This window comes from Adlercreutzia sp. ZJ242, assembly GCF_011038995.1.
GTDB lineage: Bacteria > Actinomycetota > Coriobacteriia > Coriobacteriales > Eggerthellaceae > CAAEEV01.
In genome coordinates this window covers 1-20569 of sequence record NZ_JAAKEE010000035.1, presented here as the reverse complement: position 1 = coordinate 20569, position 20569 = coordinate 1, and the positions used below count along the sequence as shown (strand labels likewise).

General features: G+C 65.5%; 16 protein-coding genes. 12 read left to right on the top strand and 4 right to left on the bottom strand.

Annotated features, from left to right (window positions below; genetic code table 11):
- The first annotated feature begins 19 nt into the window (after positions 1–19).
- The 9 genes from G7Y49_RS08620 (at position 20) to rplW (ending at position 7967) form a co-directional block, all read left to right on the top strand.
- Complete coding sequence (locus tag G7Y49_RS08620; protein WP_165172943.1) at positions 20–1378, top strand: putative manganese-dependent inorganic diphosphatase; 1359 nt, start codon at positions 20–22, stop codon at positions 1376–1378.
- Positions 1379–1390: 12 nt separating this feature from the next.
- Positions 1391–2617 (top strand): M20/M25/M40 family metallo-hydrolase, encoded by a 1227-nt coding sequence (locus tag G7Y49_RS08615; protein WP_165172942.1) that lies wholly within the window; start codon positions 1391–1393, stop codon positions 2615–2617.
- A gap of 322 nt (positions 2618–2939) precedes the next feature.
- On the top strand, positions 2940–3311 hold the full coding sequence (gene rpsL / locus G7Y49_RS08610) for a 30S ribosomal protein S12 (protein WP_165049765.1): 372 nt from the start codon (positions 2940–2942) through the stop codon (positions 3309–3311).
- Between the two features lie 122 nt (positions 3312–3433).
- A complete protein-coding gene (gene rpsG, locus G7Y49_RS08605) occupies positions 3434–3904 on the top strand; it encodes a 30S ribosomal protein S7 (protein ID WP_165049794.1) in 471 nt (156 codons plus the stop codon).
- A gap of 18 nt (positions 3905–3922) precedes the next feature.
- Positions 3923–6040 carry an elongation factor G gene (gene fusA / locus G7Y49_RS08600; RefSeq protein ID WP_165172941.1) on the top strand — a complete coding sequence of 706 codons (2118 nt, stop codon included), beginning with the start codon at positions 3923–3925 and terminating at the stop codon, positions 6038–6040.
- A 36-nt stretch (positions 6041–6076) separates the two neighbouring features.
- Positions 6077–6385, top strand: coding sequence for a 30S ribosomal protein S10 (rpsJ, locus tag G7Y49_RS08595; RefSeq protein ID WP_102377598.1), 309 nt, complete (start codon positions 6077–6079; stop codon positions 6383–6385).
- A 15-nt stretch (positions 6386–6400) separates the two neighbouring features.
- Complete coding sequence (gene rplC, locus G7Y49_RS08590; RefSeq protein WP_165049810.1) at positions 6401–7021, top strand: 50S ribosomal protein L3; 621 nt, start codon at positions 6401–6403, stop codon at positions 7019–7021.
- Positions 7022–7053: 32 nt separating this feature from the next.
- Positions 7054–7680 (top strand): 50S ribosomal protein L4, encoded by a 627-nt coding sequence (rplD, locus tag G7Y49_RS08585; protein ID WP_165172940.1) that lies wholly within the window; start codon positions 7054–7056, stop codon positions 7678–7680.
- Positions 7680–7967 carry a 50S ribosomal protein L23 gene (rplW, locus tag G7Y49_RS08580; RefSeq protein WP_165049827.1) on the top strand — a complete coding sequence of 96 codons (288 nt, stop codon included), beginning with the start codon at positions 7680–7682 and terminating at the stop codon, positions 7965–7967. The genes rplD and rplW overlap by 1 nt, the downstream gene beginning before the upstream one ends.
- A gap of 174 nt (positions 7968–8141) precedes the next feature.
- On the opposite strand, the gene G7Y49_RS08575 is transcribed toward rplW, so the two are convergent.
- Both G7Y49_RS08575 and G7Y49_RS12360 read right to left on the bottom strand, forming a co-directional pair.
- Positions 8142–9293: a type II toxin-antitoxin system HipA family toxin gene (locus G7Y49_RS08575; RefSeq protein WP_165172939.1), complete on the bottom strand. Its 1152-nt coding sequence runs from the start codon at positions 9291–9293 to the stop codon at positions 8142–8144.
- Positions 9294–9295: 2 nt separating this feature from the next.
- Entirely contained in the window at positions 9296–9574 is a 279-nt protein-coding gene (locus G7Y49_RS12360) for a helix-turn-helix domain-containing protein (protein WP_165172938.1), read from the bottom strand.
- A gap of 296 nt (positions 9575–9870) precedes the next feature.
- Between G7Y49_RS12360 and G7Y49_RS08565 the strand changes: the two genes are divergently transcribed.
- Positions 9871–10572, top strand: a complete 702-nt coding sequence (locus G7Y49_RS08565) for an ABC transporter ATP-binding protein (protein WP_165172937.1) — start codon at positions 9871–9873, stop codon at positions 10570–10572.
- Between the two features lie 10 nt (positions 10573–10582).
- Positions 10583–13582, top strand: a complete 3000-nt coding sequence (locus G7Y49_RS08560; protein ID WP_165172935.1) for an FtsX-like permease family protein — start codon at positions 10583–10585, stop codon at positions 13580–13582.
- Positions 13583–13621: 39 nt separating this feature from the next.
- Here G7Y49_RS08560 and G7Y49_RS08555 read toward each other — a convergent pair whose 3' ends face one another.
- Positions 13622–15124, bottom strand: coding sequence for an NAD(P)/FAD-dependent oxidoreductase (locus tag G7Y49_RS08555; RefSeq protein ID WP_165172933.1), 1503 nt, complete (start codon positions 15122–15124; stop codon positions 13622–13624).
- 31 nt (positions 15125–15155) lie between these two features.
- Positions 15156–16433, bottom strand: coding sequence for a (Fe-S)-binding protein (locus G7Y49_RS08550; RefSeq protein WP_165172931.1), 1278 nt, complete (start codon positions 16431–16433; stop codon positions 15156–15158).
- Between the two features lie 489 nt (positions 16434–16922).
- Between G7Y49_RS08550 and G7Y49_RS08545 the strand changes: the two genes are divergently transcribed.
- Positions 16923–20569: Ig-like domain-containing protein (locus tag G7Y49_RS08545; protein ID WP_206214608.1), on the top strand; the 3647-nt coding region annotated here is incomplete at its 3' end.

The following is a 20569-nucleotide window of genomic DNA, read 5'->3' as shown; positions in this document are numbered from 1 at the left end:
TTCAACAAGGAGCACTGCATTGTCATCACCGGTTATCGTGGTTGGACACCGCAACCCTGACAACGACTCGATCTGCGCCGCTGTCGGCTACGCGTACCTGAAGAACGAGCTCGCCCGGCGCGAGGGACGCGCCGACGAGGTCACCTACCTGCCCGCCCGCCTAGGCCCCCTGCCGCCTGAGAGCGAGTGGGTGCTCGAGGCCAACGGCATCCCGGCCCCCCGCATCATCCCGCACGTGCACGCGCGCATCGCCGACGTCATGACCACCAACCTCGTGACCATCAACCATGACGCCACGGTGCTCGAGGCGGGCCGCCTGCTGCGTCAGAACAACATCCGCTCGCTCGTGGTCACCAACGACGACGGCACCTTCCGCGGCCTCATCGCCACGCGCGCCATCGCGAACCGCTACATCTCGGCCACCGACCTGCTCGACGAGGGCGAGACGAACTCCATGGCCGTGGCGGCCTCGCTCATCGAGTCGCTCGGGCAGCGCGTGAGGGAGCTCACCGAGGAGAACGTGCTCGTGCTCGACGCGGAGGGCCTGCTCAAGGACGCCGTCGAGGACCTCATCTCCAGCGAGCTCCGCGAAGGCGTGGTCATCGACGACGACGGCTTCTGCATCGGCATCGTCACGCGCTCCGACATCGCCACGGGCCCGCGGCGCAAGGTCGTGCTCGTCGACCACAACGAGACGCGCCAGGCCGCGCCCGGCATCGAGGAGGCCGACGTGGTGGAGATCATCGACCACCATCGCATCGCCGACGTGATGACCTCGAATCCCATCCAGTTCTTGAACCTGCCGGTGGGCTCCACGGCCACCATCGTCACCATGGAGTTCCGCAAGCACGGCGTGGAGATCCCGCGCAACATCGCGGCGGTGCTGCTGTCGGCCATCATGACCGACACGGTGATCCTCAAGTCGCCCACGGCCACGCAGGTCGACAGCGACCAGGTGGCGTATCTGGCCGAGATCATCGGCACCGATCCCACCGAGTTCGGCCTGCAGGTGTTCCGCACGCGCGGCGGCGAGGACGACATGCCGGTGAAGGATCTTGTTGAAGCTGACTCCAAGGAATTCCTGCTCGGCGACAAGACGGTGCTCATCGCGCAGCACGAGACGGTCGACCTGGCCGCCGTCATGAGCCGCGAGCAGGAGATCCGCGAGCACATGCGCTCCCTTCTGGAGGCGAGCGGCTACGAGTTCGTGCTGCTCATGGTGACCGACATCGTGGCCGAGGGCAGCCAGTTCATCTGCGAGGGCAACCGCCGCGTGGTGAACCGCGTGTTCGGCATCGAGTGCACGGGCGAGGGCGGCACCTGGATGCCCGGCATCCTCTCGCGCAAGAAGCAGGTTGCCGCGAAGATCCTCGGGTAGGGGAGCGCCGTCATGAACCCCCAGCGGCTGCTCGACTCGTTCCTCGCCATGACCGCCGTCGAGAGCCCCTCGTGGCACGAGGCGGCGATGGCCGACTTCTGCGCGCGCGAGCTCGAGGGCATGGGCTTCGCCGTGGCGTTCGACGACTCGGCGGAGGTGACGGGCTCGGAGGTCGGCAACCTCGTCGCCCATTTGCGCGGCACCGCGCCGGGGCACATCGCGTTCTCGGCCCACATGGACACGGTGGTGCCGTGCGCGGGCATCCGCCCGGTGATCGAGGCGCGCCCGGCGGCGGCGTGCGGCTGCGAGGGCGCCGAAGGCGCCGAGGGGGAGGTCGAGGTCATCTGCTCGGCGGGGGAGACGATCCTCTCGGCTGACGACAAGGCCGGCATCGCGGCCATCTTCGAAGGCGTGCGCGCGACGCTCGAGGCAGGCGCCCCGCGCCCCGACCTCACGGTGGTGCTCACCACCTGCGAGGAGCAGAGCCTGCTGGGCGCCTCCGCGCTCGCCCCCGACGTCTTCGCCCGCGCCGCCGCGATGGCGGACGAGCGAACGAATGTTTCACGTGAAACACTTGCGGAACCCGATCCCGTGCCGTGCTTCGTGCTCGACGCCGACGGGCGCCCGGGCTCCATCATCGTCGGCGCGCCCTTCCACTACACGCTGCGCGCCCGCTTCACGGGCCGTGCGGCGCATGCGGGCGTCGAGCCCGAGGCGGGGGCGAGCGCCATCCAGATGGCCGCGCATGCCGTGGCGAGCATGCCGCTCGGGCGCATCGACGAGCACACCACCGCCAACGTCGGCGTCGTCAGCGGCGGCGCGGCGGTGAACATCGTCCCCGAGAGCTGCTGCGTCGAGGGGGAGTGCCGCTCGCTTTTCGAGGACCGCGTGAACGCCCAGCGCGACGCCATGACGCGCGCGTGCGAGGAGGCGGCGGCCCGCTTCGGCGGCGCGGTCGAGGTGAGCTGGACGGTCGACTACCCGGGCATCCTCTTCAGCGAGGACGCGCCCATCGTGTCCAGCCTGGCCAGGGCTGCGAAGGCGGCGGGCCTCGAGCCGCGGCTCGCCCTGTCGGGCGGCGGCGCCGACGCCAACGTGCTCTCGACCAAGGGGGCCTGTGCCATCACGCTCGGCATCGGCATGACGAACTTCCACACCTGCGACGAGCACATCGCCGTGCGCGACCTCGAGGGGTCCGCCCGCTACGTCGAGGCCATAATCGCCGAGTACGCCCGCTAACGAGCCCTCGCGTGCTCGCTAGCGCGCCGCCCGGCGTGGTAATTTTCTCGAAAAAAAATCGCCGGGCGGCCGCGCGTCTCGTCACAGGGCGCAAACTCTTCCTCTGACCTGCGCGTTTCCGCTTCCCGGGGTATGGATACTCCCGGGTGCGTGGCGTTTGACAAGCTGGCGAAAGGCGCATAATATACCACTTCGCGTCTCAAAGAGGCGTTAGTTTTCACGCACTTCGCCGCTGCTGTTTGTGAGGCGGCAGCGACGAGGGCATGCGGCCTCGAGCCCAAGGCGAGGGGCCGCAGTCGGTAGAAAAAGGAAGGAATGAGTCTTGCCTACTATTAACCAGTTGGTCCGCAAGGGCCGCAAGAAGACGGCTGACAAGTCCAAGACGCCGGCACTCAAGGGCAACCCGCAGAAGCGCGGCGTGTGCACTCGCGTGTACACCACCACGCCGAAGAAGCCGAACTCGGCTCTGCGCAAGGTCTGCCGTGTGCGCCTCGTCAACGGCATGGAAGTCACCGCCTACATCCCCGGTGAGGGCCACAACCTGCAGGAGCACTCCATGGTGCTCATCCGCGGCGGCCGTGTGAAGGACCTGCCTGGCGTTCGCTACAAGGTCATTCGCGCCGCCCTCGACTGCGCGTCGGTTGACAAGCGTCGTCAGGCTCGCAGCCGCTACGGCGCCAAGCGCCCCAAATAAGTAATCGCTAAGTCGCGCGGGCTAAGAGAAGCGCCGCGCCGGCAGGAGGCCGGCGGCAGGCGAAGCCTAATGGGCCGAAGGAAAGCGGCCTCGAAGCGCGCAGAGGAAAAAGGAGTTAGTACATGCCGCGTCGTGCAGCAGCAGTCCGTCGTGAAACCCAGCCGGACGCAAAGTACAACAACCGTCTCGTCACGCAGCTGATCAACAAGGTCCTGCTTGACGGCAAGAAGTCCATCGCCGAGGGCATCGTCTACGGTGCGTTCGACATCGTGGAGACCAAGACCGGCCAGGATCCGCTGTCCGTCTTCAAGAAGGCCATGGACAACGTGCGCCCCACGCTCGAGTGCAAGCCCAAGCGTGTCGGCGGCGCCACCTACCAGGTGCCGATGGAGGTCAACTCCCGTCGCGCCACCACGCTCGCCATTCGCTGGATCGTCGACTTCTCGCGCAAGCGCAAGGAGCACACCATGAAGGAGCGCCTCGCCAACGAGATCATCGACGCCTCCGAGAACACCGGCGCGTCCATCAAGAAGCGCGAGGACATGTACAAGATGGCCGAGGCAAACCGTGCCTTCTCGCACTACCGTTTCTAGGGCAAGGTGAGAGTGAACATGGCAAAGATCGATCTGAGGGATACGCGCAACATCGGCATCATGGCCCACATCGACGCGGGCAAGACGACCACCACCGAGCGCATCCTCTACTACACAGGCAAGACTCACAAGATCGGCGAAGTCCACGACGGCGCCGCGACCATGGACTGGATGGTCCAGGAGCAGGAGCGCGGCGTGACCATCACCGCCGCCGCCACCACGTGCTTCTGGAAGTACCCCGGCGGTGCGGCTGACGGCAAGGAGTATCGCTTCCAGATCATCGACACCCCCGGCCACGTTGACTTCACCGCTGAGGTGGAGCGCTCCCTGCGCGTGCTCGACGGCACCGTCGCCGTGTTCGACGCCGTCGCCGGCGTGCAGCCCCAGTCCGAGACGGTCTGGCGCCAGGCCGAGCGCTACGGCGTTCCGCGCATCGCCTTCATCAACAAGTACGACCGCGTGGGCGCTGACTTCTTCCACGCCATCCAGACCATGCGCGACCGCCTCGACGCGAACGCCGTGGCCGCCCAGATCCCGATGGGCGCCGAGGACAAGTTCTGGGGCGTCATCGACCTGGTGACCATGACCGCGTGGGACTTCAAGGCCGACGACAAGGGCATGACCTACCCCGAGCCCATGGACGCCATCCCGGCCGAGTTCGCCGAAGACGCCGAGCTCTACCGCCAGGAGCTCCTTGAGGCCGCCGCCGACTGCGACGACGATCTCATGGAGAAGGTTCTCATGGAGGAGGAGGTCTCGGTCGAGGAGCTGAAGGCCGCCATCCGCAAGGGCGTCATCGCCTGCCAGATCAACCCCGTGTTCGTGGGCTCCGCCTACAAGAACAAGGGCGTGCAGGAGCTGCTCGACGCGGTGGTCGACTACATGCCGTCCCCGGTCGACATCCCGCCCATCAAGGGCACCAACCCCGACACCGGCGAGGAGGAGGAGCGCCCGGCCGACCCGAAGGCGCCGTTCGCCTCCCTGGCGTTCAAGATCATGACCGACCCCTACGTCGGCAAGCTCACCTACCTGCGCGTGTACTCGGGCAAGCTCGACTCCGGCAGCTACGTGACCAACGCCGTCAAGGGCAAGAAGGAGCGCATCGGCCGCCTGCTGCAGATGCACTCCAACCAGCGCGTCGACATCGACAGCTGCTCCGCGGGCGACATCGTGGCCGTCGTGGGCCTCAAGGACACCTCCACGGGTGACTCCCTGTGCGCCGAGGACGCCCCCATCGTCCTGGAGTCCATGGAGTTCGCCGACCCGGTCATCGACATCGCCGTCGAGCCGAAGACGAAGGCCGAGCAGGACAAGATGTCCATCGCCCTGCAGAAGCTCGCCGAGGAGGACCCGACGTTCCGCGTGTCCACCAACCATGAGACCGGCCAGACCATCATCGCCGGCATGGGCGAGCTGCACCTCGAGATCATCGTCGACCGCCTGCTGCGCGAGTTCAAGGTCGAGGCGAACGTGGGCAAGCCCCAGGTCGCCTACCGCGAGCGCCCGGGCAAGGAGGTCCTCAACGCCGAGGGCAAGTTCGTGCGCCAGTCCGGCGGTCGCGGCCAGTACGGCCATGCGGTCATCAACATGTACCCGCAGGAGCCGGGCGCGGGCTACGAGTTCGTCAACAAGATCGTGGGCGGCGTGGTTCCCAAGGAGTACATCCCGTCCATCGACAAGGGCATCCAGGAGGCGCTGAACTCCGGCGTCCTGGCCGGCTACCCGGTCGAGGACGTGAAGGTCGAGCTCATCGACGGCTCCTACCACGACGTCGACTCCTCCGAGGCTGCGTTCAAGGTCGCCGGCTCCATGGCCATCAAGGACGCGCTGCGCAAGTCCAACCCGGTCATCCTCGAGCCGGTCATGGCCGTCGAGGTCGAGACCCCCGAGGAGTACACCGGCTTCGTCATGGGCGACATCCCGAGCCGCCGCGGCATGATCCAGGGCCAGGACAAGCGCGGCAACGCCAACGTGATCAGCGCGAAGGTGCCGCTCGGCAACATGTTCGGCTACGCCACCGACCTGCGTTCCGGCACTCAGGGTCGCGCGGTGTACACCATGCAGTTCGACTCCTACGAGCCGGTTCCCAAGAGCGTTCAGGAAGAAATCATCAGCAAGGCTGGCGGAAACGCGTAAGCGCCCCGCAACAGGCTATCTTTGGAGGTAAGGTAAGTGGCTAATCAAAAGATTCGCATCCGACTCAAGGGATACGATCATGAGATCGTGGATCAGTCCACGAAGCTCATCGTCGACACCGCCCAGAAGACGGGTGCCAAGGTTTCCGGTCCTATTCCGCTGCCGACGGAGCGCAACATGTACTGCGTCATCCGCTCGCCGCACGTCAACAAGGACTCTCGCGAGCAGTTCGAGATGCGCACGCACAAGCGCCTGATCGACATCCTCGAGCCGACCCCGAACACGGTCGACTCGCTGATGCGCCTCGATCTTCCTGCTGGCGTTGACATCGAGATCAAGCTGTAAGGGGGTTGCTCGAACATGATTAACGCTATTTTTGGCAAGAAGATCGGCATGACCCAGATCTTCGCCGAGGACGACACCGTCGTCCCCGTGACGGTCATCCAGGCTGAGCCCAACGTGGTCTGCCAGGTGAAGACCGCCGAGACCGACGGCTACGAGGCTGTCCAGCTGGCGTTCGGCTACGTGAAGCCGCGCCGCGTCAACCGCCCCATGGCCGGTCACTTCGAGAAGCAGGGCATCGAGCCGAAGCGCTACCTGCGCGAGGTCCGCGTGGAGAACGCCGCCGACTACAAGGCGGGCGACCTGCAGACCGTGGCCGCGTTCGCCGACGTCAAGAAGGTCGACGTCCAGGGCACCTCGAAGGGCAAGGGCTTCGCCGGCGTCATGAAGCGCTGGGGATTCCGCGGCGGCCCGGGCGGCCATGGCGCGCACTTCCATCGCGCTCCGGGCTCCGTGGGCCAGTGCGCCACGCCCTCCCGTGTGTTCAAGGGCCTCAAGCTCCCGGGCCACATGGGCTGCGACACCGTCACCGTGAAGAACCTCGAGGTCGTTCGCATCGACGAGGACCAGAACCTCATCCTGGTCAAGGGCGCGGTTCCGGGTGGCAAGAACGGCATCGTGCGCGTTCGCATGGCTTAAGTTCTCGTTTACGTTAAGGAGCTGCTAATACTATGACAACCATTGAGATCAAGGACGTGAAGGGCGCTGCAGCCGGCACCGCTGAGCTCGCAGAGTCCGTGTACGGCATCGAGCCGAACGTTCACGTCATGCACCACGTCGTCACGGCGCAGCGCGCCTCCTGGCGACAGGGCACCGCTAACACCCGCACCCGCGGCATGGTCCGCGGCGGCGGCAGGAAGCCGTGGCGCCAGAAGGGCACCGGCCGTGCCCGCCAGGGCACCATCCGCGCTCCCCAGTGGAAGGGCGGCGGCGTCGTGTTCGGCCCCCACACTCGTTCCTACGAGATGAAGGTCAACCGCAAGGAGGTCAAGCTGGCCATGCGCTCTGCGCTCTCCGCCAAGCTGGCTGACGGCGAGCTCGTGGTCGTGAAGGACTTCGGCTTCGAGAAGCCCCGCACCAAGGACGCCGTGGCGGCCCTGAAGGCGCTCGGCCTCGAGGGCAAGCGCATCACGCTCATCATCGGCAACGAGGATGTGGAGACGTTCCTGTCGTTCCGCAACATCCCCGAGGTGAACATCGTCCCCGTGGGTGACATCAACACCTACGAGCTCATTGACAACAAGGCGCTCGTGATCGTTGACACCTGCCTGGCTCGCATCGAGGAGGTGCTTGCATAATGAACAAGGATCCCCGCGAGGTCATCATCCGCCCCGTCATCACGGAGCACAGCTATGACATGATGGAGAAGAACACCTTCACCTTCGAGGTGGCCAAGGACGCCAACAAGGTCGAGATCCGTCAGGCCATCGAGGCCATCTTCGACGTGACGGTCACGAAGGTGAACACCCTCAACGTGAAGTCCAAGCCGAAGCGCCTGCGCGGCCCCATCGGCCGCACCCGCACCTGGAAGAAGGCCATGGTCACGCTGAAGGAAGGCGACACCATCGAGATCTTCGCCAGCTAAGGCGAGCTAAGGCAAGTGTAGGAGCGCCGCAGGGCGTGACATGTCGCAGCGAAGGGAGGCACCCGCGAGGGTGCCTCTTTTGCGTGCTGGGGGAGGGGCGTGCGAGGGCGCGGCGTGCGTCGAGGGCGCGGCGGGCGCGTCATCTGGCTGTTATGATTTGACCCTCTTTGATCCTTACAGGCTTGCGCGGACCGCTTCCTCCACCTCGCTTGCGACGGCACGCGCCTCGTGCGCGCTCATTCCCGCGCGCTGCCCGACTGCCACGAGGTCGGCGTGCTCGATGCCGCGTCCCTTCCCGTTCACGGTGGTGGCGCGTTCCCCGTTCATGCCCTCATTTCGCGTGAGGTCGTAGGCGGGGGAAAGCTCCCAGGCGCCCTTGTCCTCGTCGAAGAGGAACGAGAAGTTCTTGGCGTGGTCGTCCCTGTTCTCGGCGAACACGTTGAAGCACATGAGGCGGTAGAGCTGCTCAATGCTGTCGAAGCTGTCTGTGAGCCGCAGGGTCAAGCGCATGAGCAAGTCGTAGTCGAGGTTGAGAATGCGGTGTGACGTCTCGAGCAGGCCGCCAGCGGAGACCATATGGACCTTGCGGGTGTTGCCTTGCGCGTCGACACGTCGGTCGAACCGTCGGACGCCGAAGTATCCGGCGCACTTTCGGGAGGGGAAGAGCTTCGTTTCGGGTATGACGATGCCGCAGCGTTGGGCGGCGCAGGCCATACGGTACTCGTGCAGGCCGATGTCGGCGTCGTCATGCGAGGAGGGGAACTTGATGATCCAATCCTCGCCGCCGATCTCCGTCATGATCTTCGGCCTCGCGCCTCCCGATGATCCGCCGAGGGCGAACAGCGCATCGAGGTCATCTGAGAAATCAGTGCTCAGCAAGCGCGCGCATTCCGCGGCGATGCCGTCGAGATCCCCAGGGCCCTGGGAGTTGCCAAGCTGTGCTGCGGGGACGTATTCGAGCGCGCCGAGGCCGCTTGCGCCAACAATGGAGAGACGTGCGAGGGCTCCTACCTCGAAGGGATTTGAGCCGTGGCGCCGCAGGAGCCTGTCGACGAGGAGGCGCCCCCATCCGTCGGGCAGGCTGTCGTCGAACACGCCGAACATCCCGTCGAGGGGATGAGGCTTGGCAACGAACACGCGCTTTTCAAGCGGGAGGCTGAACGGGCTGATGCTGAAGCCGTTGGCGAGCCACTCGTCGCTGTATTCAAACGCGAGCAGACCCTCAGGGTCTTGTGCGAGCGTTCCGACGACGCGCCCTCGGTGGACGACGTTGAGGGACTCGGGTTCTTCGGCGAACGGAGGAGGCGACGCGGGCTGCGTGGGCATGGCTATCTCCTTGCGTTGATGACGTCTTGGATGGAGGCATACTCCCTTTTCGCGAAGAGCGCGTCGAAGTCATCCTCGCGGTTCAGGGCGATCGAGATCTTGATGAGCGACTCAAGCGAGATCTGATGCGTCTGCTCGAACCGCTTGTACGATCCCAAGCTCATGCCCGCCTTCCTGCTCATTTGCGTCTGGGTGAGTCCGAGCTCTCGGCGCCGCGCCCGGACACGCTGCGCCAGCGCAGCGGCAATCTCGCAAGGGGTCTGTTGCTCAAAACTTATCATGACTCATATTTTAGCTCTGATGATGAGAAATCACAAGAAAGGGCGCTAATATGAGCCTTTTGAGTTATCGAGACATACGCTGTTCGATGATTCGTCAAGGGTGAAGGACGCATTGCGGGCATCTCGGGTGCGCTTTGGCTTGGGCGTGCTGTGAGCGTTCTGGACGCCGTCGACGTCTTGGACTTGCCTGCGCGGCGCGGTTTTTCCGTGGGCGGGCAAGCGCAGGTGGGCCCTTCGGCGGGCTGATCGTGTATCGTAAGAGAAAAAGGACAGAGGCGAAGTGAGGAGCGCGGGGCGTGGCTTTCGTTGAGTTTCGCGAGGTGAGCAAGGTCTACCGCATGGGCGAGGTCGAGGTGGCCGCCGTCGACGGGATGAGCTTTGAGATCGAGTGCGGCGAGTTCGTCGTGGTGGTGGGGCCGTCAGGTGCGGGCAAGACCACGCTGCTCAACATGCTCGGCGGCATGGACGGCTGCACGAGCGGCTCCATCACGCTCGACGGGCGCGAGATCAGCGGCATGGACGAGCGCGCGCTCACGCAGTACCGCCGGCTCGACATCGGCTTCGTGTTCCAGTTCTACAACCTCGTGCAGAACCTCACGGCGCGCGAGAACGTGGAGCTGGCGAGCCAGATCTGCCCTGAGCCGCTCGACGCCGACGAGGTGCTCGCCCAGGTGGGGCTCGGCCATCGCGCCGACAACTTCCCCGGGCAGCTCTCCGGCGGCGAGCAGCAGCGCGTGGCCATCGCCCGCGCGCTCGCGAAGAACCCCAAGCTGCTGCTGTGCGACGAACCCACGGGCGCCCTCGACTACCAGACGGGCAAGGCCATCTTGGCGCTTCTGCAGGACACCTGCCGCGCCACGGGGCGCACCGTGGTGGTCATCACGCACAACTCTGCCTTCACGGCCATCGCCGACCGCGTGATCCACGTGCGCGAAGGGCGCGTGGCCGCCATGGAGGTCAACGCGCACCCCGCCTCGGCCGAGACGCTCGAGTGGTGAGGCTGCGCGCGTGACCAGCTCGTTCGGCAAAAACCTCCTGCGCTCCGTCACGGGCTCGCTCGGGCGCTTCGTGGCCATCGCCGCCATCGTGGCCCTCGGCTGCGGCTTCTACGCGGGGCTGCGCATGACGTGCCCCGACATGCTGCTGTCCGCCGACGCGTACTACGACGACTCGGACCTCTGCGACGTGCGCGTGGTGGCGCCGCTCGGCCTCGAGGAGGCGGACGTGGAGGCGCTGCGCGCGGTCGAGGGCGTGTCGGCCGTCATGCCGGCGTACGAGACCGACGTCATGGCCACCATGGGCGGCGAACAGTACGCCGTGCGCGTGCACTCGCTCGCCGAGGAGGGCTCGCCCGAGCTCAACCGGCTCGAGCTCGCGGAAGGGCGCCTGCCCGAGCGCGCCGACGAGTGCGTGATCTCGGCCGACCGCGTGATGGGCTCGCCCGTGGGCGTCGGCGACGCCGTCACGCTCACCGAGTGCACCCAGGAGCTCGACGACACGCTCGTCACGCGCACGTTCACGGTCGTGGGCTTCGCGCACGCGCCCTACTACGTGGCATCGACGGCCATGGGCTCCACCTCGCTCGGCTCGGGCAGCATCCAGCAGTTCATGTACGTGCTTCCGGGCGCGTTCTGCGAGGACGTGCCCTACGCGGAAGCGTTCGCGCTGGTGGAAGGCGCGAAGGACGAGTTCTCGGGAGACGAGGCGTACCAGCGGCTCGTCGACGCGGCCTGCGCGAACGCGGAGGGCGTGTCCGTCGAGCGCGCGCCGGGGAGCCTCGCGCGCTTCCGCGCGCAGACGCAGGCCGCCCTCGACGAGGCGCGTGCCGAATACGCCGCCGAGCGCGACCGCGCGTACGCCGAGCTCGGCGACGCCCAGGCGCAGCTCGACGAGGCGGCCGCCACCATCGAGGCGAGCGAGGCTCGCATCGCGCAGGGGCAGGCCGACTACGACGCGGGCACCGCCGAGCTGGCGCGTCAGCGCGCCGCGGTCACCGAGCAGCTTGACGCCGCCGAGGCGCAGATCGACGCGCAGCAGGAGCAGAGCGCCGGCGTCGAGGGCGCCGAGGTCTACCTCGGCGGCGCCCGCGCCGAGCTCGCGGGGCGCCGCGCCCAGGCGATCGCGCAGTTCGCCGCCGCCGAGCAGGCGCTCTCCCAGGCGGCTGACCAGCTCGAGGACGCTCGCGCGCAGCTGGCGGAGGGGAAGGAGGCCTACGAGCGCAACCTCGCGCGCTACGAGGAGTCGCGCGCCGAGGCCGAGAGCCAGCTCGCGAGCGCCGAGGACGAGATCAACCGCTCGCAGGAGGCGCTCGACGGCCTCGCCGAAGACGACGCCGCGTGGCTCGTGATGGATCGCGCCAAGCTCACCGGCGCGGTGAGCTTCGAGTCCGACGCGCACCGCATCGACTCCATCGCGCAGGTGTTCCCCTTCATCTTCTTCCTGGTGGCGGCGCTCGTGGCGCTCACCACCATGACGCGCATGGTGGAGGAGGAGCGCGTGCTCATCGGCACCTTCAAGGCGCTCGGCTACTCGCGTGCGCGCATCACCTCGAAGTACCTCGTCTACGCCGCGGCGGCCTCCGTGACGGGCAGCGTCGCGGGCATCGCCCTCATGAGCCAGGTGCTGCCGGCCGTCATCATGGAAGCGTACTCGATCATCTACGCCGTGCCGCCCGCGGCGCTGCCCATCGACGCGCCCATCTCGCTCGCCGCCGCGGGCCTCGGCGTGGGCGTGACGCTTCTCGCCACGTTCGCCGCCGCAGCCGCCACGCTGCGCGAGCAGCCCGCGCAGCTCATGCTGCCGCGCGCGCCGAAGGCGGGCAAGCGCATCCTGATCGAGCGCATCCGGCCTTTGTGGCGGCGCGCGTCGTTCAGCTGGAAGGTCACCCTCCGCAACCTCTTCCGCTACAAGAAGCGCTTCGTCATGACGGTCATCGGCATCGCGGGCTGCACGGCGCTCCTGCTCACGGGGCTGGGGCTGCAGGACTCCATCAACGACATCATCGACAAGCAGTTCGGCGAGATCGTGAGCTACAACGTGGTGGTCACCGCGGACGCCGCCGCCGACGAGGACGTGCTCGACGAGGTGGGGGAGCACGTGGGCGTAAGCGCGCTGGCGCAGGAGGAGCCCATGGTCGCGCGCACGCAGGCGGGCGCCGACGTGCGCATGACGATGGTCGTGCCCGAGGACCCGGACGCCTTCACGGATCTGTGGGCCCTGCGCGAGCGCGCGGGGCATGCGCCCGTGGCGCTCGACGGCGAGAGCGTGGTGGTCACCGAGAAGCTCGCCTCGACGCTCGGCATCGGCGTGGGGGATGAGCTCGTGCTCTTCGAGCAGGACGTCATGGGCAACGCCGCAGGGGCGGGACGCGCGCTCAAGGTGACGGGCGTGGCGGAGAACTACATCGCCAACTACGCGTTCGTGGGCGAGGAGGCCTACGGGACCGTCTTCGGGCGGTCACCCGAGTACCGCACGCTGTTCGGCACCGTGGGCTCAAGCGCGTCGGCGCACGAGGCGTTCGCCGCGGCGGCGCGCGCGGTCGACGGCGTGAAGACGGTCACGTTCAACGACGAGACGATCGACACGTACCGCACCATGCTCAAGAGCGTGAACATGGTGGTCGTGGTGCTGGTGGTGGCCGCGGCGGCGCTCGCGTTCATCGTGCTGTACAACCTCACCAACATCAACATCACCGAGCGCGTCCGCGAGATCGCCACGCTGAAGGTGCTCGGCTTCACCCGCCGCGAGGTGGACCTCTACATCTACCGCGAGACCATGCTGCTCACCGTCATCGGGTGCGTGGCGGGGCTGCTCCTCGGCATCGTGCTCGAGGGCTTCGTGGTGGTCACCGCCGAGGTGGACTACGTGATGTTCGGCCGCGAGATCCACGCCGCGAGCTTCGCGGCGGCCTTCGCGCTCACGCTCGCGTTCGCCGCCTTCGTCATGCTGGTCATGCGCGGCAAGCTGGCGAAGGTCAACATGGTGGAGAGCCTCAAGAGCAACGAATAGGGCGCTTCGCCCGTCCTGACGTTACGAACGAGATGCGACTCAGCGACGGCAGGCGGCTTCTATGCGGAGGGTGAGCATGGCGCCGGTGTCGTAGGCGCGGCTGCCGGCGACGTCCTCGTCGCAGGTCACGTTGAAGCCCACGAGGCGCTCCTCGCCGTCGCCTGCGTCCTCGTACACGTAGACGACCGTCATGTCGCCGTCCTCGCGCACCTCCGCGCGCCGGCCTTCGCCCACCTCCACGCTTCCCGCCGAGATGAACAGCGTGCCTGAGACGGCGATGGTGTTCGTGGGGATGCTGCCCGGGTAGGCGTCAGCCGCCTGCGGCGCGCTCCCGACGAGCTCGGCGGCCATGGCCGCGCCCGCGCACGCGCCCTGGAGCGCGGCGCTCTTCCAGATGCCCACCACGCGGCGCTCGCCCGACACCAGCTCGAGGGCCTGGGCCGCGTCGCCTGCGGCGTACACATCGGGGTCGCTCGTGCGCATGAACTCGTCGACGAGGAGCGCGCGGTCGACCTCGAGCGCGCCTTGGGGCAGAAAGCCGAGGTTCGACCTCACGCCGTGCGCCACGATGATCTCGTCGAAGCAGTCCGTCTCGCCGGTGGAGAAGGTGACCGCGAGCTTGCCGGAGGGGGTGGTGGCCGTGGCGTCGGCGGCCGCACTCGCGTTGTTGTCCGTAGCGTTCGCAGCTGCCGCGCTCGCGTCTGCGATGTCGGCTTCCTTCGCGGCTGCGACCTCCACGCTCTTGATGGTCTGCCCGAGCCGCAGCTCGACCCCCTTCGCGACAAGCCCGCGCTCGAACCGCTCGGCGGCTGCGGGCAGCGCGTTGAAGTCGAGCACGTGCGGGTTCATGCCCACGAGCGTGCACGAGACGCCGTGGCGCAGGCACGCCTCGAGCGACTTGAGCGCCACCATGGACGCGCCGCTCACCAGCACGCGGCGGCAGGCGCCGCCCTCGAGCACGCGCTTGAGCCGGCAGGCGTCGTCGAGCGTGCGCAGCACCAGGGGCTCGTAGCCCTCCGTCGCGGGGAAGCCCGCCGTGGAGGGGTGCGCGCCTGAGGCGATCAGGCACTTCTCGTACGTGAAGTCGCCCTGCGGCGTGCGGATGAGGTGTGAGGACACATCGAGCGCGGTGACGGGGCAGCCCAGGTGCACCTCGGCGCCCAGGCAGGCGAGCTCGTCGGCGCTCCACGGGAAGCACTCCTCGTAGGTCTTCTCGCCGCCCGCGTAGTAGGAGGTGAGGATGGGGCTGTAGGGGAGCGTGGCCGCGTCCGAGAACACGTGGACGTCCCCGGCGTAGCCCGCGCGGCGCAGCGCGATGAGCGCGTTCACGCCCGCCGTGCCGTATCCGATGACGGCCACGCGCACGGGGACGGCGCCCGCGGCGTCCTCCTGACCCGCGGCGGCGCTCGCGCTCGCGGAGGCGCCTCCCCAGCTCGCGCCGGCGCTCGCGGTCGCGGCGGCGCCCGCAGCCCCTTCGACAGCCCCTTCGGCCTTCGCGGCTTGATCGTCCTGCGAAAGGCCAGCTTGCTCGATTCGGCTCATCTTCTCACTCCTCATGATCTCTTGGGCGCCGTCACGCGAAAACCTGGGCGAGCCAAGGCCCGTACTCGCCGGACCACATGCCGCCGAGCTGGGCGAACACCGTGTCCCAGTCGAGCTGGTTCTCGAACAGAAGCTCGGTGTAGTGCTTGTTCGCCACGTCGCGCGGCTCGCTCATCAAGCGGAAGGCGTAGGTGTAGGTGCAGGTGGGGCACATGGTGACCACCGTCGCGCCGTCAGGGGCGAAGGAGAGCTTGGAGTCGGCCTGGCTCGCCTGGCGGTTGGGGTCGAACGCGCTCACCGCGCCGCCCGCGCCGCAGCACCCGTTGAAGATGGTGATCGCGCCGGGCGTCCCGTTCGCCTCGCCAAGCGTCCCGTCCGCCGCGCCAGCTGCCCCGCAGGTCCCGCAAGTCGCGCTCGCGTCCGTCTCCACGCCGAGCGCGCGGCACGTCTCCTCGAGGTAGCGCCCGTCGCGGTCCTGGCACGACTTCGACAGGCAGAGCGTGCCCTCGGGCAGCGCGCGCTTGCTCGTGAAGCCGTGCGCGGTCAGAAACGCCGGCAGCAGAGTGACCGCCACGTCAAGCCCGCGGCGCCCGAGCGTCGAGCGCATGGCGTTCGCGCACCCCGGGCACACGCACACGATCTCGCGCGCGCCCGAGAGGGCCACCTCGTCGACGATGCGGTCGCACAGCGCCTCGGCGCGCTCGAAGAAGCCGGCGCTCTTCAGGGGCGAGCCGCAGCAGTGGTCGATCAGGGTGGTCTTCCCGCCGAGCTCCTCCATGGTGGCGAAGATCTCGCGCGTGAGGTCGGGGCCGTAGGCGGCCAGCGAGCAGCCGGGGAAGAACGCCACCGCGCAGTCGGTCTCGGCGGCGTGCCCCTCGGATTCCGCGTGGCGCACCAGGTCGGCGAAGCCGATGCCGTGGATGGCGCGGTATGCGGTGAAGATGTCCCACTCCTGGTCCACCATCACGCTCGACCAGGCGCCGCGCTCGATGAGCCCGAGGCTTTGGAAGTCCACGCGCGCGTTGTAGATCAGGTCGCACACGTCGTTGTGCGCAAAGCAGGTGTTCTTGCACGAGGTGCAGAAGAAGCAGCCGCGCACGGCCTGCATGAGCGCCCCGTCGCCCAAGATGCGCGCGGCGAGGTCCTCGCGCGACTCGGCGGCGCGCTCGTGGGCCAGGAGCGCCCGGGCGATCTCGCCGAGCGTCATGTTCGCGCTGGTGAGCGACGAGCACGCGTCCACGCAGTGGCCGCACTGGGTGCACTGCCCCAAAAACTTCCAATAAGCGTCAGAGCGTTCGAGCAAGCCCATGGCGTTGTCCTCCTCGTCAAGCGGCGCCTTCGCGTGTGGGCGGCGATCGGCGAGCGGCGATCGGCGTGCGGAGGCGTATAAAGCTGCAGCCCCATACGATACCCCACTTCCCAGCCCTGCGCAAAGCAGATGCCGATCCCCGTTCCAGCCGTGCCGTCGGACCCGATCAATGGCTTTTTGTCGCCCCCCGACACTTTTCGGGATGTAATCAACGCCCTGAATTCCGTAACTAAGAAGGTACCTTCTGTCAATAGCCGGTGATACCATATTGTGCAAGTGTAAATAACCATATACTTTTTCGTCATAATTCACGAGCCGGCTTGTGACCTGCGGAAACGAAGAACATGGCGAATTGGTTTGTGGATGAGGAGCTTGGCGGAGGCGCGTTTTGCGCCGATCGCCCTGCCAAAACGTGAAGAGATTGTGAAAAATCGCAGTCGAAAGTCTCGCGGCAGGTGGGAAGCCGCATGGGAGATCTGGGTGGTTGGAATGTTTGAGCGGCTGGTTGATGCGAAGGGAACGTTCGAAGGCAAGGTTCTCTCCGTGTTCCTGTCGGTTGCCCTCGTGCTCAGCGTGACGAACGTGTTCGCGTTCGCTGAGGCCGGCGGCGTCGTGAGCAAGGACGCTAAAACCGAGCAGTCTGGTCAAGGCGCACCTGACGATCAGGGCAAGGGCACCGCTGCATCCGAGTCCGCCACTTCTGACGGTGCGAAGGAGTCTTCGGGCGAGAAGGAGGCCGTCCCGTCGGCTTCCAGCACGGCGGCGGTCGCGCATGACCCGCATGCCGTCCTTCCCACCCCGCCGCTCGTCGAGGCGAACCTTGACGAGGCCGTGGTCACCTTCGACCTCGAGAACGCCTACGTCGAGGTGAAGGGGCAGAAGCTCGCCGGCACCAAGAAGATCCAGATGAAGATCGAGAAGTCGAAGGACCTCACGTTCCGCGCCAACGCTAACGCCGGCTACAAGATCGCCAGCATCAAGGCGAAGAACTCCGCGACCGAGAACGTCCCCGTCTCCATTCGAGACGGCGTGTCCGCGATAGCCGCTGACCACGTCAACAGCACCCTCGTGGTGGTGGTCAGGGTTGAAGCCGACGAGGCTGCCGAAGCTGCCTCGGCATCTGACACGACTCCCATAACCAACGAAACCGACATCAAGGCGGAAGGGGAGGCTGGCGAGCCTGAGGCCGCGGAAAAGCCCGAGGCCGAGGCTGGCGAGTCCGCGGAGGCTACCGATTCTGCAGAGGCTGTCGGGGCCGAAGCTGGCGAAACCGCCGACCCTGCGGATGCAACTGAGCCCGAAGCGGCCGAGGAAAGCGAAGCTGATGGGCCCGATCAACCTGAGCCCGCGGATGCCGACTCTGAATCTGCGGATCCCGAAGAGGCTGCTGATAAGGCTGCGGTTGACGACGAGGTCGTCACCGTCCACGCCGACGTGAGCAGCCCTGCCTTCGAGGGCTATGCCTACGTGGGCGACGTGATCGTCAAGGTGACCGCCGGCGAAGGCATCCTCCCCGAGGGCACTGCCGTGAAGGCCGTCGCCGTCGAGAGCCAAGACGTGATCGACGCCGTGAGCGACAAGGTGGAGGCGCAGGGCAAGGAGCTCCAGGATGCCGTGGCCATCGACGTGACGCTGCTCGACAAGGACGGCAACGCCATCCAACCTGACGGCGCCGTGAACGTGTGCTTCTTCAACGCGAGCGTCGAGGGCGAGGAGGTCGGCGTCTACCGCGTCTCCGATGACGCTGCCAAGGTGGAGACCATCGGCACCCGCCAGGCTACTTCCGACGTCCAGAGCTTCGACGTGGACCACTTCACCGACTACGTCGTCGCGGGCTTGAGCCTGTTCTCCGCGGAGGGTTCCAAGAGCATAGAAGAACCTGATGCGAGCATATGGATCGAGGGGGATTCTGAGGTTGCCGTCGGGAAAAGCACTCAGCTTCGCGTGAAGACCAACTCGGCTGTAGACGTATCAGAGGTTACGTGGTCGACGAGTGACGAGACCAAAGCGACGGTTGACCAGGACGGATTGGTCACGGGCATTGCCGGCGGCTCGGTGGCTGTTACTGCGAAAGCGAGCGGGCTGTCCGCGCAGTACGTAGTGAACGTCGTCGCTTACACGGTTTCCTTTTACTCGAACTACCCTTCGGGTGCTCAGAAGTTCACCCAGGATGGAGCGAAAGGACAAGGAACAGTTGTTGACGCTGTAAACACCTATGCGGTGTATCAGCTTGCTCCCGAGGAGGAGAGCTTTAAGGCGATAAAGGGCTTTGAAAGCGTAAACTACTCCTTCGCAGGATGGAACACCGAAGCCGACGGCTCGGGTACCAGCTATGCCGTAGGCGACATGATTCCCGTCTCCGGCAACGAGGAGCTTTACCAGCAGTGGAATTCGACAGGTGAAGTAAAGAAGATAAGCGTTCTTGTTCGGTATCACGATTGGAATGGGAAGCCTCTTTTAGTTTACGATAAGAGCGGGAATCCTGTCGGAGAAAAAGTGCTTTCAACTGAAGGTGTGGTAAGCGAAAGCGGCGACATTACCCTCCAGCTGCATAAGCAGGAAAACGTTGGGGCTGCCAATGGTAAGGCAGATCTCTATGCGTGGGCAATAGGCAGTCTTTCGGGGCCGTATTATCCGCTGGGTTCCGTATGCACAGTTTCGAAAGAGCTTTACACTATTGACAATGAGACAGGTTCATACAAGCTGGATGCTTATCCGAAATACGGAACAATAGATGCCGAGAGCGGCGCAGCAGAGTTCTTCGTGCTCAAGTTCGACAACGTTGAGGGTTATGAGGGGAACATAATTGATCAGTCGAACTATTACTACGTCGGTGTAGGCAAGATCAAGTTCCCTGATTTTACGGGTAATACAGACAAGCATCCGAACATTGACTACCTAACAGACGCATCGAAAAACGTCAACGAATACATAGTGGAAGCTCCAGATCCCATTACGATAGCCAATATCGTCAACCTAGGGATTGGCGAGACTCAGGGAATTCGCTGGTATAAAGTGCAAAACGCGGGCAATTCATGGCACGTTGATGGCATGCTGTACACGGTGGGCAAATACTGGAACGTTAGCTATTACGACAATGGTGAATTGACGAAAAGGGAGATAGTCCAAGACCGTAGCGGCTTCGACATCGGGGCGAATGCCCCTTCACCTAAGGGCAAAGGATTTGACCGCTGGCAGTATTCCGACAAAAGCCCTGTTGGGCAGGAGCCGAAGGTCATTACCGGAGACGTCAACGTATATGCGAAATACAAGGGCCGCTTCCTTATCACTGGCGAGATAGACCACGGAAAGGTATCGGGAACAGGCCAGTCTGTTTACAGCGGTGACAATTCAGCTCCGATGACCTTTACGCCTGCAGATGGATACGAGATCGAGAGCGTAACCATCAATGACAAAGAGGAAGATCCTTCCTCTGTTTTGAGCGGACCAGAGAAAGATGGCTCTTATGTGTTTGGGGCCATTGAAGACGTTTCCTCTAACTGGACAGTCAAAGTTAAGACGAGCGAAATTCCCTACGCCGTCACCTACACCGACGGCGTCGAGGGCGAGGAGGTCTTCGCCGACCAGAAGCACGAGAACCTGACCTACGGCACCGCCACCCCCGCGTTCGACGGCGCGGGCGACGCCACCGCCCCGGCGCGCGCCGGCTACACCTTCACGGGCTGGAGCCCAGTGGTTGCCGAGACCGTCACCGGAGACGCCACTTATACCGCCCAATGGGAGAAAATACCATCAGAGGTAACAAGAGAAGGCTGGACCTATGATGGGAAGTGCGCAGGGAGCGAAACTCATCCCGTGTCTTCTTTTCCAGGTGATGTTGGTAAATACGGAGAGGTTACGTATGAGTACTTTACTAATAGTAGTGCGATAGAGGGCGAGCAGGAATGGTCGCCTATGCAGGAGGCTCCCGTAAACGTCGGAAACTATAAGGTTAGAGCAAGGTGGGCAGGTGGCTCTGCCGGTACGCCCGATCCCGTTGAGTGCGTATTCACCATCAACCCCGCGCCCCTCACCGTCACCACGCCCGATGCCAGCAAGACCTACGACGGCACGGCCCTGACGGCCGAGGGCGCCATCACCGGCTTCGTCAACGACGAGACGGCGACCTTCGCCAC

What these genes read in the sequence shown, in the direction of transcription:
- rplW (WP_165049827.1), top strand. Translation starts at nt 7,680, where the DNA reads ATGAACAAGGATCCCCGCGAGGTCATCATCCGCCCCGTCATCACGGAG.
- G7Y49_RS08555 (WP_165172933.1), bottom strand. Translation starts at nt 15,124, where the DNA reads ATGAGCCGAATCGAGCAAGCTGGCCTTTCGCAGGACGATCAAGCCGCG.
- rplD (WP_165172940.1), top strand. Translation starts at nt 7,054, where the DNA reads ATGACAACCATTGAGATCAAGGACGTGAAGGGCGCTGCAGCCGGCACC.
- G7Y49_RS08550 (WP_165172931.1), bottom strand. Translation starts at nt 16,433, where the DNA reads ATGGGCTTGCTCGAACGCTCTGACGCTTATTGGAAGTTTTTGGGGCAG.
- G7Y49_RS08615 (WP_165172942.1), top strand. Translation starts at nt 1,391, where the DNA reads ATGAACCCCCAGCGGCTGCTCGACTCGTTCCTCGCCATGACCGCCGTC.
- rplC (WP_165049810.1), top strand. Translation starts at nt 6,401, where the DNA reads ATGATTAACGCTATTTTTGGCAAGAAGATCGGCATGACCCAGATCTTC.
- rpsG (WP_165049794.1), top strand. Translation starts at nt 3,434, where the DNA reads ATGCCGCGTCGTGCAGCAGCAGTCCGTCGTGAAACCCAGCCGGACGCA.
- fusA (WP_165172941.1), top strand. Translation starts at nt 3,923, where the DNA reads ATGGCAAAGATCGATCTGAGGGATACGCGCAACATCGGCATCATGGCC.
- G7Y49_RS08575 (WP_165172939.1), bottom strand. Translation starts at nt 9,293, where the DNA reads ATGCCCACGCAGCCCGCGTCGCCTCCTCCGTTCGCCGAAGAACCCGAG.
- G7Y49_RS12360 (WP_165172938.1), bottom strand. Translation starts at nt 9,574, where the DNA reads ATGATAAGTTTTGAGCAACAGACCCCTTGCGAGATTGCCGCTGCGCTG.